Annotated in this window: 17 protein-coding genes; 7 read left to right on the forward strand and 10 right to left on the reverse strand. The window is 72.4% G+C overall.

What is annotated here, in order from left to right; genetic code table 11:
• Positions 1-63 precede the first annotated feature (63 nt).
• Positions 64-963: an NmrA family NAD(P)-binding protein gene (locus tag ITJ60_RS10815; protein WP_194647902.1), complete on the reverse strand. Its 900-nt coding sequence runs from the start codon at positions 961-963 to the stop codon at positions 64-66.
• A 65-nt stretch (positions 964-1028) separates the two neighbouring features.
• Between ITJ60_RS10815 and ITJ60_RS10820 the strand changes: the two genes are divergently transcribed.
• The gene (locus tag ITJ60_RS10820) at positions 1029-1379 is read left to right on the forward strand and encodes a hypothetical protein (RefSeq protein ID WP_194647903.1); all 351 of its coding nucleotides are present in this window, start codon (positions 1029-1031) and stop codon (positions 1377-1379) included.
• A 105-nt stretch (positions 1380-1484) separates the two neighbouring features.
• Here the strand turns inward: ITJ60_RS10820 and ITJ60_RS10825 are convergent, their stop codons facing one another.
• Positions 1485-1790, reverse strand: coding sequence for an EthD family reductase (locus ITJ60_RS10825; protein ID WP_194647904.1), 306 nt, complete (start codon positions 1788-1790; stop codon positions 1485-1487).
• Positions 1791-1874: 84 nt separating this feature from the next.
• On the reverse strand, positions 1875-2291 hold the full coding sequence (locus tag ITJ60_RS10830) for an HIT family protein (protein ID WP_123937737.1): 417 nt from the start codon (positions 2289-2291) through the stop codon (positions 1875-1877).
• 81 nt (positions 2292-2372) lie between these two features.
• On the opposite strand from ITJ60_RS10830, the gene ITJ60_RS10835 reads away from it, so the two are divergent.
• From ITJ60_RS10835 to ITJ60_RS10845, 3 genes are read left to right on the forward strand one after another with little or no spacing between them, the layout of a single operon-like run.
• A complete protein-coding gene (locus ITJ60_RS10835) occupies positions 2373-4037 on the forward strand; it encodes an ABC-F family ATP-binding cassette domain-containing protein (protein ID WP_194647905.1) in 1665 nt (554 codons plus the stop codon).
• A 46-nt stretch (positions 4038-4083) separates the two neighbouring features.
• Positions 4084-4992: a L,D-transpeptidase gene (locus ITJ60_RS10840; protein WP_194647906.1), complete on the forward strand. Its 909-nt coding sequence runs from the start codon at positions 4084-4086 to the stop codon at positions 4990-4992.
• An 11-nt stretch (positions 4993-5003) separates the two neighbouring features.
• Positions 5004-5762: a 3-keto-5-aminohexanoate cleavage protein gene (locus ITJ60_RS10845; RefSeq protein WP_194647907.1), complete on the forward strand. Its 759-nt coding sequence runs from the start codon at positions 5004-5006 to the stop codon at positions 5760-5762.
• On the opposite strand, the gene ITJ60_RS10850 is transcribed toward ITJ60_RS10845, so the two are convergent.
• A complete protein-coding gene (locus ITJ60_RS10850) occupies positions 5759-6286 on the reverse strand; it encodes a gluconokinase (RefSeq protein ID WP_194647908.1) in 528 nt (175 codons plus the stop codon). The two genes, ITJ60_RS10845 and ITJ60_RS10850, sit on opposite strands and share 4 nt — an antisense overlap.
• Positions 6283-7833, reverse strand: a complete 1551-nt coding sequence (locus ITJ60_RS10855) for a GntP family permease (protein ID WP_194647909.1) — start codon at positions 7831-7833, stop codon at positions 6283-6285. The genes ITJ60_RS10850 and ITJ60_RS10855 overlap by 4 nt, the downstream gene beginning before the upstream one ends.
• A 206-nt stretch (positions 7834-8039) precedes the next feature.
• On the opposite strand from ITJ60_RS10855, the gene ITJ60_RS10860 reads away from it, so the two are divergent.
• Positions 8040-8738 (forward strand): FadR/GntR family transcriptional regulator, encoded by a 699-nt coding sequence (locus tag ITJ60_RS10860; protein ID WP_194647910.1) that lies wholly within the window; start codon positions 8040-8042, stop codon positions 8736-8738.
• A gap of 185 nt (positions 8739-8923) precedes the next feature.
• Here ITJ60_RS10860 and ITJ60_RS10865 read toward each other — a convergent pair whose 3' ends face one another.
• The 5 genes from ITJ60_RS10865 to ITJ60_RS10885 form a co-directional block, all read right to left on the reverse strand.
• Positions 8924-9526 carry a GNAT family N-acetyltransferase gene (locus tag ITJ60_RS10865; protein ID WP_123294233.1) on the reverse strand — a complete coding sequence of 201 codons (603 nt, stop codon included), beginning with the start codon at positions 9524-9526 and terminating at the stop codon, positions 8924-8926.
• Positions 9527-9535: 9 nt separating this feature from the next.
• Entirely contained in the window at positions 9536-10219 is a 684-nt protein-coding gene (locus ITJ60_RS10870) for a uracil-DNA glycosylase (protein ID WP_194647911.1), read from the reverse strand.
• A gap of 5 nt (positions 10220-10224) precedes the next feature.
• Positions 10225-10944, reverse strand: coding sequence for a Type 1 glutamine amidotransferase-like domain-containing protein (locus ITJ60_RS10875; RefSeq protein ID WP_194647912.1), 720 nt, complete (start codon positions 10942-10944; stop codon positions 10225-10227).
• Positions 10941-11474, reverse strand: coding sequence for a phosphoribosyltransferase (locus tag ITJ60_RS10880; RefSeq protein ID WP_173168683.1), 534 nt, complete (start codon positions 11472-11474; stop codon positions 10941-10943). Before ITJ60_RS10880 ends, ITJ60_RS10875 begins: the two co-directional genes overlap by 4 nt.
• A gap of 69 nt (positions 11475-11543) precedes the next feature.
• Positions 11544-12317: an SDR family oxidoreductase gene (locus ITJ60_RS10885; protein WP_111086404.1), complete on the reverse strand. Its 774-nt coding sequence runs from the start codon at positions 12315-12317 to the stop codon at positions 11544-11546.
• 120 nt (positions 12318-12437) lie between these two features.
• On the opposite strand from ITJ60_RS10885, the gene ITJ60_RS10890 reads away from it, so the two are divergent.
• The gene (locus tag ITJ60_RS10890) at positions 12438-13526 is read left to right on the forward strand and encodes an acyltransferase family protein (protein WP_194647913.1); all 1089 of its coding nucleotides are present in this window, start codon (positions 12438-12440) and stop codon (positions 13524-13526) included.
• 259 nt (positions 13527-13785) lie between these two features.
• Positions 13786-15117: a bifunctional o-acetylhomoserine/o-acetylserine sulfhydrylase gene (locus ITJ60_RS10895; protein ID WP_111086406.1), complete on the forward strand. Its 1332-nt coding sequence runs from the start codon at positions 13786-13788 to the stop codon at positions 15115-15117.
• The last annotated feature ends 166 nt before the right edge of the window (positions 15118-15283 follow it).

Genomic DNA, 15283 nt, shown 5'->3' on the forward strand with positions numbered 1-15283 from the left:
CGGCCACGGCGGCGGACCGCCGGCCGTCCTGCGCGACGCGGGGCGGGCCTCCCGGTCGGACCGTCAGACGCCCAGGTGAGCTGCGAGCACGTCGCGGACGCTCGTCCACCCGTGCGGACCGAAGCGGTCGTCGTCGACGTGGTGGAGTTCCGCCTCGCCGCTGAACATGCTCACGAAGTACTGCATGCCCTGCCACGCCGGGAACGGTTCGGCGTCGTCCTTCGACAGCCGTCGGCCGATCCGTGCCATCGCCGACAGCGTGCCGGTCGTCCCCGCCCACTGCAACCGGAACGGGGTGCCGGTCAGTCCGGACATCGTGTCGGCGATCGACCGTGCCGTGACGCGGTCGCCGGCGACCTCGACCACACGGGGTGCGTCCACGTCGAGTGCGACGAGCGCCGTCACGCACGCGACGTCGTCCTTCGAGGTGAAGTCGAGGACCTGGTCGGCCGACGACCAGTAGAGCACCCGCTGGCGGTCGAACAGGATCAGCGGCGCCTGACCGGTGAGCATGTCCGTGAACGCCCCGTTCAGCACCGAGGTCGCACGGATCGGTGCAGCGTCGAGGGCGGCGGCGAACTCGCGGCGGAGCTCGAAGTTGCGGTTCGAGCCGGGCGTGATCGAGCGGTAGTCGGCGGCGTAGTCCGAGGGGATGAACCGCGGGACGCCGGCCTGGACCGCGGCCTCGAGCAGGGCACGCTGGGCGTCCACGATCACGGCGCGGGTACCGCTGACCGTGGAGACGACGACGTCGACCCCGGCGAGCGCCGTGACCAGCGCCGGTGCGTCCGTGTAGTCCGCGATGGCGACGTCGATGCGGTCGTCGTCGGCGAACTGCCGCTGGGCGCCGGTGCTCGACGGGCGGGTGAGGACGCGGACGCGGGTGTCGTGCTGCAGGAGCTCGCGGACGATGCGTCCGCCGAGGTCTCCGGTGGCGCCGGCGACGAGGACGGTGGTGGTCATGGCCGCCACGCTACGGGTGCGCGGGTGCGGCGGGCACAGGTGCGGAGTCCACGTATCCTGCGGAGGTGGACACGACTCTCCCCTCCGGCACGACGAAGCGCCGGATCGAGCTCCGGCTCGCTCGCCCCCTGCTCACCTGGTTCGCCCGCCCGACCGTCACGATCGACGGGGTCGGGCACCCGGCGCAGTGGGGCACCGGCACGTGGGCGGTCGCCGACGACGGCCGGACCGTGATCGGGGTGTACCTGTTCAACCGGGCATGGCGCTTCGGTGCGGCGACGGTGACCGTCGGCGATGCCGAGGTGCTCGAGTACCGCGCGGGTGTGCTGCCCGTCGGCGCGGGCCGGTTGGCGCCGGTGCCGGGCCTGCCGGGCCTGCCGGGCCTGCCGGGCCTGCCGGGCCGAGGTTCGCGCTGAGCGACACTCCACGCGGCGCGGGACCCGAGGAGTGTCGCTGAGCCCGAAACCCGGGCACGGGCACGGGCACCGGCCCGGCCCGGCCCGGCCTGGCCCGGCCCGGTGCTACTCGTGCTCGATGTCGGAGAACAGGCCGGTGAACGTGGCGCCGGTGCCGCCGAGCCGCTCGAAGAACGCGCCGGCCTCGGCGGTCGCCACCGCGTCGGAGGCGTCCCCGTACGAGGCGAAGTACAGGTCGAGGGTGCGGTGCGCCGGTGTGGGGGTGCCGTCCTCCTTCGGCCAGACCTTCGCCGCCTCGAGCCGCTGCAGGCCGGGCAGCTTCGCGGCGAGTGCCTCGAGTTCCACGTAGGACTGCTCGAACGCCGACGGGTCGGCCGGGTTGTCGATGATCAGGGTGATCTTCGTGGTCATGGTGTGCTCCTGCGGGTGTCGGTGGGACGGGTGACGGTGCAGCGCCCACTCCACTCCGTTCCGCGCACCGCTGCCCGGGATCGGCTACTCGAACATCTCGGCGAGGAGTGCGTGCGGGTCACCGTCGACGACGTGTGCCGAGGGCGGCTCCGGCCAGTGCGTCGTTCCGTCGTCCGGCCAGCACGGCACGACGTGGAAGTGCAGGTGCCGCACGCTCTGCCCGGCATCGGCGCCGGAGGCCTGCAGCACGACGGTGCCGGTGGCCCCGAGTGCGCCCCGCATCGCCCGTGCGACCCGCTGGGCGAGTGCGACGGTCGCGGCCAGCGCCACCGGTGCGGCACCGAGCAGGTCGTCGGCGTGCTCGACCGGTGCGACGAGGGTGTGCCCGGGTGCGAGCGCGGACCCGGGCAGCGGCGCGAACGCGACGGCGTGGTCCTCGCGCTCGACCCACACGGCCGGTTCGTCGCCGGCGATGATCGCGCAGAAGACGCAGGATGCCATCCGTCCAGTGTGCTGCACCCGGAGCACCTGGCGCTCCGGGGGCGGTGCCGTGCGCGCGCCGCCGCGTGGGACGATTGGCGCATGACCGCCACGCTCGTCGCCAAGGGCTTGTCCGGCGGGTACGCCGCTCGCACGCTGTTCGACTCCCTCGACCTCACGGTGGCACCGGGCGACGTGATCGGCGTCGTCGGCGTGAACGGTGCCGGCAAGTCCACCCTGCTCCGACTGCTGGCGGGTGTCGACGAGCCCCTGGCGGGCACGGTGTCGCTCGCACCGACCGACGCGTTCGTCGGCTGGCTCCCCCAGGAGCACGAGCGGATCGCGGGCGAGACCGTCGCCGCGTACATCGCCCGACGGACCGGCTCGGCCGAGGCGACCGAGGCCATGGACGCCGCGGCCGCCGCGCTCGGCGACCCCGACGCCGGCGACGCTGCCGCTGACCGCTACTCGACGGCGCTCGACCGCTGGCTCGCCGCGGGCGCCGCCGACCTCGAGGACCGCATCCCCGCCGTCCTGGCCGACCTCGGCCTCGAGACCGGAGCCGGTGACGACGGCGTCGGACCGGACTCGCTCATGACCGCGCTGTCCGGTGGGCAGGCCGCTCGGGTCGGGCTGGCGGCGCTGCTGCTGTCGCGGTTCGACATCGTCCTGCTCGACGAGCCCACGAACGACCTCGACCTCGACGGGCTGGACCGGCTCGAGGGGTTCGTCCGGGGCCTGCGCGGCGGGGTCGTGCTCGTCAGCCACGACCGGGAGTTCCTGGCGCGATCGGTGACGAGCGTGCTCGAGCTCGACCTGGCGCAGTCGTCCAACCGGCTGTTCGGCGGCGGCTACGACTCGTTCCTCGAGGAGCGCGAGATCGCCCGGCAGCACAAGCGCGACGCGTACGAGGACTACGCCTCCACCAAGGCCGACCTGGTCTCCCGCGCCCGCACACAGCGCGAGTGGTCGAGCCAGGGCGTGCGCAACGCCATGAAGAAGGCCCCGGACAACGACAAGATCCGGCGCAAGGCCGCCTCGGAGTCGAGCGAGAAGCAGGCGCAGAAGGTCCGCCAGATGGAGTCCCGCATCGCGCGGCTCGACGAGGTCGAGGAGCCCCGCAAGGAGTGGCAGCTCGAGTTCACGATCGGCAGCGCGCCCCGGTCCTCGGCCGTCGTGGCCACCCTGTCCGACGCCACCTTCACGCAGGGCGACTTCACGCTCGGCCCGGTGTCGCTGCAGGTCGACGGCGGCGACCGCATCGGCATCACCGGACCGAACGGCGCCGGCAAGTCCACGCTGCTCCGGGCACTGCTCGGCGAGCAGATTCCGACGACCGGCACCGCCTCGCTCGGGTCGAGCGTCGCCGTCGGCGAGGTCGACCAGGCCCGTGCGGCCTTCACCGGCGACCAGTCACTCGCCGCGGCGTTCGAGGCGATCGTGCCCGAGTACACGACCGCCGACGTCCGGACGCTGCTCGCGAAGTTCGGGCTGAAGGCCGACCACGTCGGACGGCCCGCGTCGGCGCTCTCCCCCGGCGAACGGACCCGCGCCGGACTCGCGCTGCTGCAGGCCCGCGGGGTGAACGTGCTCGTGCTCGACGAGCCGACGAACCACCTCGACCTGGTGGCCATCGAGCAGTTGGAGCAGGCACTGGAGTCGTACGACGGCACGCTGCTGCTCGTCACGCACGACCGGCGCATGCTGGAGACCGTCCGCCTCGACCGGCAGTGGCACGTCGACGCCGGCCGGGTCACCGAACGCTGACCGGGTCACGAACGCTGACCGACACCAGGAGCACAGGGGGATGCCGATGCGACGCAGGGGCTGGATCGCCGTGGTCGGGGGTGCGGCTGCGATCGCCGTCGCGGCCGCCGTCGTCGTCGGGGTGACCGCCGACCGTCCGGGCGCCGACCCGACCCACACCGCACGGGCCACCGCGACCGCGACGCCGACCCCCACCCCGACGCTCGCGGCCGTCCCCCGCGCGCCGTCGGCCGCCACCCTCGCCGCCCTGCCGCTGGCGTTCCACGACGGCGTCGTCCCCGAACTGCTCGACGGCGGGGACGTCCGCCCCGCGGACACCTGGCAGATCGCCACCCCGCGGCACGACCTCGTGGCCCTGTACGCGAGCCCGTCGAGCCGCGCCCGCCCGGTGGCCACGCTGTCGCACCTGGTGTCGACGATCGACCTGCCCGCCGCCACCGCCGTCTGGGGCCGGTCGCCCGGAGTCGACGGCGGCATGCTCCTCGTCTCGACCCCGGCACGGAACCGCACCCCGGGTGACGGCGGTGACCCGGACGCGCCGAGCGCCACGTTCGCCTGGGCACGGGCAGCCGACTTCACGGTCACGGACACCGACCGGATGATCCGTGTCGACGTCGCCCGGAGCACGGTCTCCGTCGTCACCCGGAGCGGCCAGGTCACCGCGACCGAGCCGGCCCGGCTCGGCACCCCCGAGGACCCCACGCCGTCGGACACCGCCACCTACGTCGAGGCGGCGTACGTGGACAACCGCGTGACCTACACACAGGGCAACCCGATCATCCTGACCGGCGCGCACTCGTCGCGGATCCCGTCGTACGGCGGCAACGCGGCACTGACCGCGCTGCACTACTACCCCGACCCGACCGGCAGTTCGCACGGGTGCGTGCGGATCTCGGCGGAGATGACCCGCACCCTCGCCGCCCTGCCCGTCGGCACCCCGATCCGGTTCAGCTGAGGAGCGACCACGTGCCCGACCTGCAACTCGCCCTGAACGGCGACACCACCCACCCGGCGATGCCGCGCACACCGGAGGAGATCGCCCGCGACGCGGCAGCGTGTGTGGCGGCGGGAGCGACGCTCCTCCACCTGCACGCCTTCGACGACGACGGCGCCGAGTCGCTCGCCGCCGGACCGGTCGGCCGAATGCTCCGCGCCGTGCGGGCGGCGTGCCCGGGGATCCCGCTCAACGTCACGACCTTCGCAGCGATCGTTCCCGACCCCCGCGAACGCCTCGACCTCGTTTCCTCGTGGACGGAGCTGCCCGACCTGATCGCCGCGAACCAGGGCGAGGACGGGATCGACGACGTCACCGATCTCCTCGCGCGACGCGGCGTCGGCGTCGAGGCCTGCGTCCTCAGCACTGCCGACGCGGAGCGGTTCGTCCGGAAGGGTGGACACGACCGGTTCGTCCGACTCGTGGTGGAGCCCCTCGAGCACGACGCCGACGACGCGCTCGCGCTCGACGCCGAGATGGAGTCGATCGTCCGGGCCGCGGGGGTCCGACTCCCCCAGCTCCACCACGGCATCGGCGCCGCCTCGTGGCAGGTGAGCCGACGGGCGCTCTCCCGGGGCCACGCGATCCGCACCGGGCTCGAGGACACGAGCGTGCTCGAGGACGGCACAGCGGTGACGTCGAACGCACAGCTTGCCGCCGCTGCAGCGCACCTGGTGTCCGAAGCCAGCCGCGCCGGCACCGGATCCGACTCGGACTCCGACAGCAGCTAGCGGCCGCCGCCGAGCCCGAGCCGCTCCACGACCTCGGCGCTCTCCTCGTCCGGGGTGCGGTCGGCCGCGATCGTCAGGTGCGCCTCGTCGTCCTGCGGCGGCTCGAGCGTCGCGAGCTGGGACTGCAGCAGCGACGTCGGCATGAAGTGGCCAGACCGCTGCGACATGCGCTGTTCGATCAACGCGCCGTCACCGGCGACGTGCACGAACACCACGCCGGGCGCCCGCAGCACGTCGCGGTACGACCGCTTGAGCGCCGAGCAGGTCACGACACCGTGCGTGCCTGCGTCGAGGTGCCCGCGGATCCAGCCGGCGACGACGTCGAGCCACGGCCAGCGGTCCTCGTCGGTCAGTGGCGTACCGGCGTGCATCTTGTCGACGTTGGCCTGCGGGTGCATGGCGTCGCCCTCGGCGAAGTCCCACCCGAGCTGCTCGGCGACCATCGCGGCGACGGTCGACTTGCCGGAACCGGAGACCCCCATGACGACCAGGACACGCGCATCCAGAGCGGAGTCGCCGCTCATCGGATGAACACCCCGGCCAGCAGCACCCCGAGCAGACCGAGCACCGAGATGAGGCACTCGAGCACCGTCCACGTCTTGAACGTCTGCCCCACGGTGGTGTTGAGGTAGCCCTTGACGAGCCAGAACCCGGCGTCGTTGACGTGCGACAGGAACACCGAGCCGGCGCCGATCGCCAGCACGAGCAGCGAGGTCATCGGCGTGGACAGGTCGGCGGCGATCGGGGCCATGATGCCCGCCGCGGTCACGGTGGCGACCGTGGCGGAACCGGTCGCGACGCGCACCAGGGCCGACACGACCCAGGCGACGAGGAGCACCGAGACGCCGGAGTCCTTCACGGCGTCGGCGATCACGCCGCCGATGCCCGTGTCGATGAGCACCTGCTTGAACCCACCACCGGCTCCGACGATGAGCAGCACCCCGGCGACCGGGGGCAGGGCGCTCTCGAGCGACTTCGCCACGGCGGACCGGTCCATGCCGCCGCCGAGCGCGAAGAAGACCATCGCGTAGATCGCGGCGATGCCGATCGCGATCATCGGCGACCCGAGGAAGTCGAGCAGGCTCACCCACGAGCCGGCGGCGTCGGGCATCGTGGCCTCGCGGACGGCCTGGGCGAGCATGAGGACGACGGGCAGCAGGATGCCGATGAGCGCGACGGTGAACGACGGGCTGCGGGGCTCGCTGATGACGCGCGTGAAGTCGCTCTTGCCGTTGGGAAGGGACGCGGTGTCCTGCGTGGCGGGGCCGCGCCGGGCCTCCCGTCCGCCCGAGGCGGGGTCCTGCGGACCGGACGCCGAACCGGCGTCCGACCCACGCGACCCGAACATGTCGGGCGCGGGGATGTCGACCCAGCGGGCGGCGAACTGGGCGAACACCGGACCGGCCAGGATGATGACCGGGATCGCCAGCACGATGCCGAAGGCGAGCGTGGTGCCGAGGTTCGCGCCGACGGTCGAGATCGCGACGAGCGGGCCGGGGTGCGGCGGGACGAACGCGTGCATCGTCGACAGACCGACCAGGGCGGGCACGGCGATCTTCATGATCGGCACGGAGCTGCGCTTCGCGACGAGCACGATGATCGGGATGAGGAGCACGAGGCCGACCTCGAAGAACATCGGCAGGCCGATCAGCGCACCGATCAGGGCCATCGTCCACGGCAGCGCGCCCTTCGACGACCTGCGCACCAGGGTGTCGACCACGCGGTCGGCGGCGCCGGAGTCGACGAGCATCTTGCCGAACATCGATCCGAGGCCGACCAGGATGCCGACGCTCGTCATCGTCGCTCCGAAACCGTTGCCGAAGCTCACGACGGCCTTGTCCGGCGCGAGCCCCGCACCGATGCCGACGCCCAGGGCACCGATCACGAGCGCGATGAACGGGTGGACCTTGAGCCAGGTGATGAGCGCGATGATCACGACGATGCCGACCAGGGCCGCGATGATCAGCTGCGGGATCGGCCCGGACGGGTCGACGGTCTCGGTACCGCCGCCCTCGGCCGCGAGGACCGTGCCCACGGGGTGGGCGAGCAGGTGGACTGGAGCGTGAGGCATCGGTGCCCCTTCCTGGAGCCGCTGCCGCGCGGCTCCGTCGCCTTCGTGTCGAGGGGCGGCTGGTGCTGCGCGCACCGACCCTCAATAATCTGATTAATCAGACTATACGACGATCCGCCGCGCGCCATCCGCCCTCGGACGCAGTCTGCCGTTTCGATGGGACCGACGTCACGCCGACCGCGCGACCCGTACTGCACGGAGGAACGATGCCCCCAGCCCGCGGACTCCACGCCCACGTGCTCGACACCCTCGGGCAGCGCATCGTCGACGGTGCGCTCGACCCCGGCACGGTCGTCCGCCCCGAGCTCGTGGCGGACGAGTTCGGCGTGTCCCGGTCGGTCGTGCGCGAGGCGCTCCGCGTCCTGCAGTCGCTCGGACTGGTCGAACCCCGGCAGCGCGTCGGGACGCAGGTGCTCGGCATCGGGTCGTGGGAACTGCTCGCCCCGACGGTCATCCGGTGGCGTGGCGCCTCGCCCGCCTACTTCGTGCAGCAGCGGGAACTCCTCGAACTGCGGCTCGGCGTCGAACCCGTCGCGGCGTCGCTCACCGCCGGCGGCTCCGGGGCGTCCGCCGTCCTCGACGCCGCGCAGGACATGCTCGCCGCCTGCGCGCGCGAGGACAGCCGCGCGTACCTCGAGGCCGACGTCCGCTTCCACCGCGCCCTGCTCACCGGCTCCGGCAACGCCGTCTTCGCGCACTTCGCCGGCACCGTCGAGGCCCTGCTGCGCACCCGCACGTCGGAGTCGCGCGACACCATCACGCGCTGGACGCGCGAGGCGGCACTCCGCCACGAGGCCGTCGGGCACGCGCTCGTCGCAGGTGACGGGGCCGCCGCGGCGACTGCGACGACGGCGCTCGTCGGCGTCACGCGCGACGAGTTCATCGCCGAGGCCCCGCGGCCCTGACGGGGTGTGCGGGGTGCGGGGGCGGGCGAGGGCCGGCACGCCGGGCGCTGACCGCCGAGGTTCCACAACACGCCGTGCGCTGGTCGTCGAGGTTCCACAACGCGCGCGATCGCACGCCGAGATGCGCAGATCTCGGAACCTCGGCGAGGCCCACCGCGACCGAACGACGACGGACGACGGACCGACTACTTGCGCGCGAAGAGGCGGGGACCGCGCAACCGCAGGCGCATCGTCACCGTGCCGAGCCACCGGTCGTACTTGTAGCCGACCTTGCCCATCCGGCCGACCTCCTCGAAGCCGAGCCGCTCGTGCAGGCGGATCGAGGCCTCGGCCTGCCGGTCGGCGATGACTGCGACGACCTCGCGGACCCCGGCGGACCGGCACTCGTCGAGCAGGGCCTCCATGAGCGCACGGCCCAGCCCCTTGCCACCCGAGGCCGCTCCGAGGTAGATCGAGTCCTCGACCACCCGGTTCGAGCGGTCGCGCGGGTTCCAGGCGTCCACGAGCGCGTAGCCGAGGATCTGCCCGGCGGGGTTCTCGGCCACCAGGAAGGGCAGCTTGCGCTTCCGGATGTCGTCGTAGCGCTGCTTCCACCGGGCGAAGGTGAACGCCGACGGGTCGAAGGTCACCGATGAGTTGCGGACGTAGTGCGTGTGGATCTCACGGACGTCGGGCAGGTCGCTCGCCTCGGCGGCACGGATCCGGTACTCGAACGCGGTCTCGCTCGCCGGCCGGGCACGCAGGTGTCGCGGCAGGACCCGCCGTCGCTGGTATTCCTCCTCGAGCACGTGCCGAGCCTACTGAGCGGGCAGCGACCAGTCGACCGGTGCCGCGCCCTGTTCCTGCAGCAGCGCGTTGACCTGCGAGAACGGCCGGCTGCCGAAGAAGCCCCGCGACGCGCTCAACGGGCTCGGGTGCGCCGACGCCACCACCGGGGTGTCGCCGAGCAGCGGCCGGACGGACGCGGCCTGCGCGCCCCAGAGCACGGCGACGAGCGGGGTCCCCCGGGCGACGAGTGCGCGGACGGCCTGGTCGGTGACGGCTTCCCAGCCCTTGCCGCGGTGACTGCCGGCGTCGCCCGCACGGACCGTGAGCACACGGTTGAGCAGCAGCACGCCCTGGTCCGACCACGCGCGCAGGTCACCGTGCGCCGGCGGGGTCACGCCGACGTCGGCGGTGAGCTCCTTGTAGATGTTCGCCAGGCTGCGCGGCACCGGACGAACTGCCGGGTCGACGGCGAACGACAGCCCGATCGGGTTGCCCGGTGTCGGGTAGGGGTCCTGCCCCACCACGAGCACCTTCACGGCGTCGAACGGCGTGGTGAAGGCCCGGAGCACGTCGGCGCCGGCCGGCAGGTAGGTGCGGCCAGCCGCTGTCTCGTCACGGAGCCAGGCACCCATGCGGTGCACGTCGGCCTCCACCGGAGCGAGCGCCGACGCCCAGCCCGGGTCGACCAGGTCAGCGAGCGGTCGTGGTTCCACGACGGCTACGCGCCCATCGTGGCGACGGCCACCGACTCCTCGCCGGCCATGACCCGCCAGACGCTGCCGGTGCCCCGGACCTCGAGCGCGCCCTCGCCGACGACGAGGGCGGTGTCCTCGTCGATCGCCAGGCCCGCAGTGACGAACTCCGCCTCGGCGCTCGCGATCAGGCGGGCGAGGGTGCCGGCCTGCACCGCGTGGACGTCGATGGTCAGGTCGACCAGGCCGAGCCCTTCGCGGAGCTCGACCTCGTCGAGGCCCTCGGACGCCCCCTCGGGGCAGATCTCGACGCCGCCGATGCGCCAGCCACCCACGAGTGCGCGGTCGGCGGCGATCATCGCGCCGGCCGAGTAGCCCAGGTAGGGCAGGCCGTCGGCGACGAGCAACCGGAGCTGGTCGACGAGCGGGGCGATCGCGCCCAGGTAGTCGGGGGTGACACCGCCACCGACGACGAGCGCGTCGACGTCGCTCAGGACGGTCGTGTCGAACACCTGGCCGGCCGCGACCTCGGTGACGACGACCTCGGCCGCGCGGGCACCGCCGAGCACCTCGGCGATGTCGGCCGTCGACGACGGACTGCCGCCGTCCGGGCCGGCGACGGAGAGCAGGGCGATGCGCGGGACCGTCCGGCCGACGGCGGCCGAGCGTGCGGTCGCCTCGGCGAGGAAGGGCGCTGCGGCGTCCGAGGCGGCGAACAGACCACCGCCGACGAGGTGGATGCTCACGACTCGGCCGTCACCGGTGCGAGGGCGCTCCACGGGAACGTGATCCAGCCGTCGACCCGGCGCCACACGTGGTCGGGCTCGAGGACGGTGCCGGGCTTCGAGTACAGGCAGGCACTGCGGACGTCGGCACCGGCGTTCCGGATGATGTCGACCACCAGGCGCAGGGTCCGACCGGAGTCCGACACGTCGTCGACGACGAGCACGCGCTTGCCGGCCAGGCTCGGGGCGTCGAGCGCGGGTGCGAGCACGACGGGCTCGTCCAGGCGCTGCTCGACGTCGGTGTAGAACTCGACGTTGATCGAGCCGCACTCCTTGGTGCCGAGCGCGTAGGCCACGGCACCGGCGATGATCAGCCCGCCGCGGGCGACGGCGACGACGACCTCGGGCTCGAAGCCGGAGGACAGCACGTCCTTCGCGAGCAGGCGTGCGGCGTCACCGAACTCCAGCCATCCGAGCACCTCGGGCCCGCTCGTCACGGTCACGGTCGACTGAGCCGGGGCCGTGGGCTCGGGTTCGCTGCTGATCGGCATCCGTCCACGGTACCGGCAGGGACCCCGCGCCCGCGACCCGTGGCCACCGCCCGGGCGCTGCGCAGGCGTTCAGCGCGGCGTGAGCGTCCCGCGCGCGAGCTTGTGCTGCGCCGACTGGGCGACCGGCCGGATCGTGACGAGGTCGAGGTTCACGTGCGGCGGCAGCTCCACCGCGTGCACGATCGCCTCGGCGACGTCGTCGGCCACGAGCGGGTCCGGCACGTCGTCGTAGACCGCAGCGGCCTTCTGCTCGTCGCCGCGGAAGCGGGTGAGTGCGAACTCGTCGGTCTTCACCAGGCCGGGGGCGATCTCGACGACGCGGATCGGCTCGCCGTTCAGCTCGAGCCGGAGCGCGCCGACCAGGGCGTGCTCGGCGAACTTCGCGGCGTTGTAGCCGCCGCCGTTCTCGTACGCCACGAACCCGGCCGTGCTCGTCACCGTGACGATGTCCGCTCCCCCGGTGTCGCGCGCACGGTCTCGCAGGTGCGGCAGCAGCGCGGCGACGACGCGCTTCGTGCCGATCACGTTCACCTCGAACATGGCCCGCCAGTCGTCGACGTCGGACTCCTCGACGCTGGCCGAGCCGAACGCGCCGCCGGCGTTGTTCACGAGGACGTCGGCGCCGCCGAGCTCGGCGACGCGGGCGGCGAGCGCCTCGACGTCGGCAGCACTCGTGATGTCCGCCACCAGGACCTCGGCCCCGGTCTCCGCGGCGAGCGCCTCGAGCTTGGACGCCCGGCGTGCGACGGCGAGCACGTCCCAGCCTCGCGATCGGAACAGCCGGACGGTGGCCGCCCCGATGCCCGAGCTCGCTCCGGTGACGACTGCGCGCCGTGCTGCCATGTGATCTGCCTCCTGCGTCGGTGTCGGGGCAACGGATCGCCCCGGTGTCGGGGCGACTGCTCGCTCCGGACCCCAACCGTACCGACCCTCCCAGGTCACGATCCGGTAACGTGACCGACGATGACGACGGATGCCGCCCCTCCCGCACCCTCGGCCCCGGCGACGCAGCTCGAACCCGGCCGGGCACCGCGCCGTATCCCGATGTGGGACACCGCGCGGTTCGTCGCGGTGACCCTCGTGGTGATCGGCCACGCGATCCAGCGCCAGACGACGGCGAGCGAGCACGCCCTGGCGCTCTACACGTTCATCTACGCGTTCCACATGCCCGCGTTCGGTGTGATCAGCGGCTACTTCTCGTCGGCCGACACCCCGACGGCGAAGCGCATGCGCCGGACGATCACCGACATCGTCGTGCCGTACATCATCATGCAGACGATCTGGACGGTGGTGCAGGGCATCGTCGAGGGCGGCAAGGACTTCAACCCGACGCAGCCGACCTGGACCCTGTGGTTCCTGCTGGCCCTCGGCATCTTCAAGCTGATCCTGCCGTACCTGGCGCAGCTGCGGTGGCCGTTGTTCTGGGCCGTCGTGTTCAGCATCGGCGTCGGCTACTTCGACAACGTCGACTCCACGCTCTCGTTGTCCCGCGCGATCAGCCTGCTGCCGTTCTTCCTGCTCGGGTGGCAGGTCAAGCAGTGGGGGCTCTTCGACCGCTGGTACGAGGCCTCGCGTCGCACCGTGGTGCGGGTGCGCGTCGCCGCCGGCGTGGTGTTCGCCGCGTGGGCCGTGTCCTGCGCGGTGTGGATCCCGCAGTTCAAGGAGTTCGACCTGCACCACTGGTTCTTCTACGACGACTCGTACTCGGGTCTCGGCGAGGACGCCTGGTGGGCGGGTGCCGTGCGCTTCGGCCTGATGCTGCTCGCGACGCTGCTGACCGCCTCGTTCCTGGTGCTCATCCCCCGCCGGAACATCTGGCTCACGCAGTTCGGTGCGGCGACGATGTACGTCTACCTGCTGCACACCTTCGTGCTCTACCCGATCCGCGAGTCCGGCGTGCTCGCCGGCCCGCACTCCGCGTGGCCGTTCGTGCTCCTGATGGTCGCGATCGCCTGCGCGGTCAGCCTCTTCCTGGCGCAGCCCTTCGTGCGGCGCGGGATGCGCTGGCTGCTCGAACCGAACGTCGGCTGGCTGTTCCGTCGCGATCGGTGACGTCCCGTGGTCGCCGCCGTCAGCCCCGGGCACCATCCTGGCCTGGAGGCCCGTGGCGCGTCGGGCGCGCGCGTTACGTCCGAAGGCGGGTGCGGTGGTGCGGGCCCGGCCACCTGCGTACCGTGACTCCCGACGCAACGCAGCATCCCCACCGGGCACGGCCGACCAGCCGCTGGCGCGTCTGTTCGGGACCGGCCGGCGTGGCCCCCTCGAGCTCACCCGAACCCATCACCCAGCCGCACCGGACAGGAGCACCAAGATGACCGAGCACGACGCCGCGCAGTGGCGGTTCGAGACCACGCAGGTCCACGCCGGCGCACAGCCGGACCCGACCACGGGCGCCCGCGCCACCCCGATCTACAAGACGACCTCGTACGTCTTCGCGAACTCGGACGAGGCCCGCGACCTGTTCGCCCTCGCCAAGCCGGGCAACATCTACTCCCGCATCATGAACCCGACGAACGACGTCGTGGAGCAGCGCATCGCGGCACTCGAGGGCGGCAGCGGCGCACTCCTCGTGGCGTCCGGCCAGGCGGCGGAGACGTACGCCGTGCTGAACATCGCGGGTGCGGGCGACCACATCGTGTCGTCGTCGTCGATCTACGGCGGCACGTACAACCTGTTCAAGTACACGCTGGCGAAGCTCGGCATCGAGACCACGTTCGTCGAGGACCAGGACGACCTCGAGGAGTGGCGACGCGCCGTCCGCCCGAACACGAAGCTCTTCTTCGCCGAGACCATCGGCAACCCGCGGATCAACGTCCTCGACATCACCGGCGTCAGCGACGTCGCGCACGAGTCCGGCGTCCCGCTGATCGTCGACAACACGATCGCGACGCCGTACCTCATCCGTCCGTTCGAGCACGGGGCCGACATCGTCGTGCACTCGGCGACGAAGTTCCTCGGGGGCCACGGCACGGTCATCGGCGGCATCATCGTCGACGGCGGGAAGTTCGCCTGGTCCCAGCACCCGGACAAGTTCCCGGAGTTCAACACGCCCGACCCGTCGTACCACGGCGCGGTCTTCGCCGAGGCCGTCGGCAACGAGCTGGCCTACATCGTGAAGGCCCGCGTGCAGCTGCTCCGCGACCTCGGCGCGTCGAACTCGGCGGACACCGCGTTCGCACTGCTGCAGGGCATCGAGACCCTGTCGCTCCGCATCGAGCGCCACGTGTCGAACGCGCAGGAGATCGCCGAGTGGCTCGACCAGCACCCGGACGTCGCGACCGTCGCCTACGCCGGCCTGCCGACGTCGCCCTGGTACGCCGCGGCGAACCGGTACGCGCCGAAGGGCGTCGGCGCCGTGCTGTCGTTCGAGCTGAAGGGCGGGGTGCCCGCGGGCAAGGCGTTCGTCGACAACCTGCAGCTGTTCTCGCACCTGGCGAACATCGGCGACGTGCGCTCGCTCGTGATCCACCCGGCGTCGACCACGCACTCGCAGCTCACGCCCGAGCAGCAGCTCACCACCGGGGTCACGCCGGGCCTGGTGCGCCTGTCCGTCGGCATCGAGAACATCGAGGACCTGAAGGCCGACCTCGAGGCCGGGCTCGCCGCGGCCCGTGCGGTCTCGCAGGAGGGGCAGCGCGCCTAGCGTTCCTCCCGCCCGGGCACCGACTCGGAACGACAAGGTCGACGTCGCACGACGTCGACCTTGTCGTCTCCCCGCCCGTGCAACAGTTGTCGACGCGGCCGTGCGACTTCCTCGATGTCGTACGACGTCGACGTTGTCGCACCCGCCCGCGCACCCACCCGCAGAC

Source organism: Curtobacterium sp. VKM Ac-2884, from assembly GCF_015350945.1.
Taxonomy (GTDB): domain Bacteria; phylum Actinomycetota; class Actinomycetes; order Actinomycetales; family Microbacteriaceae; genus Curtobacterium.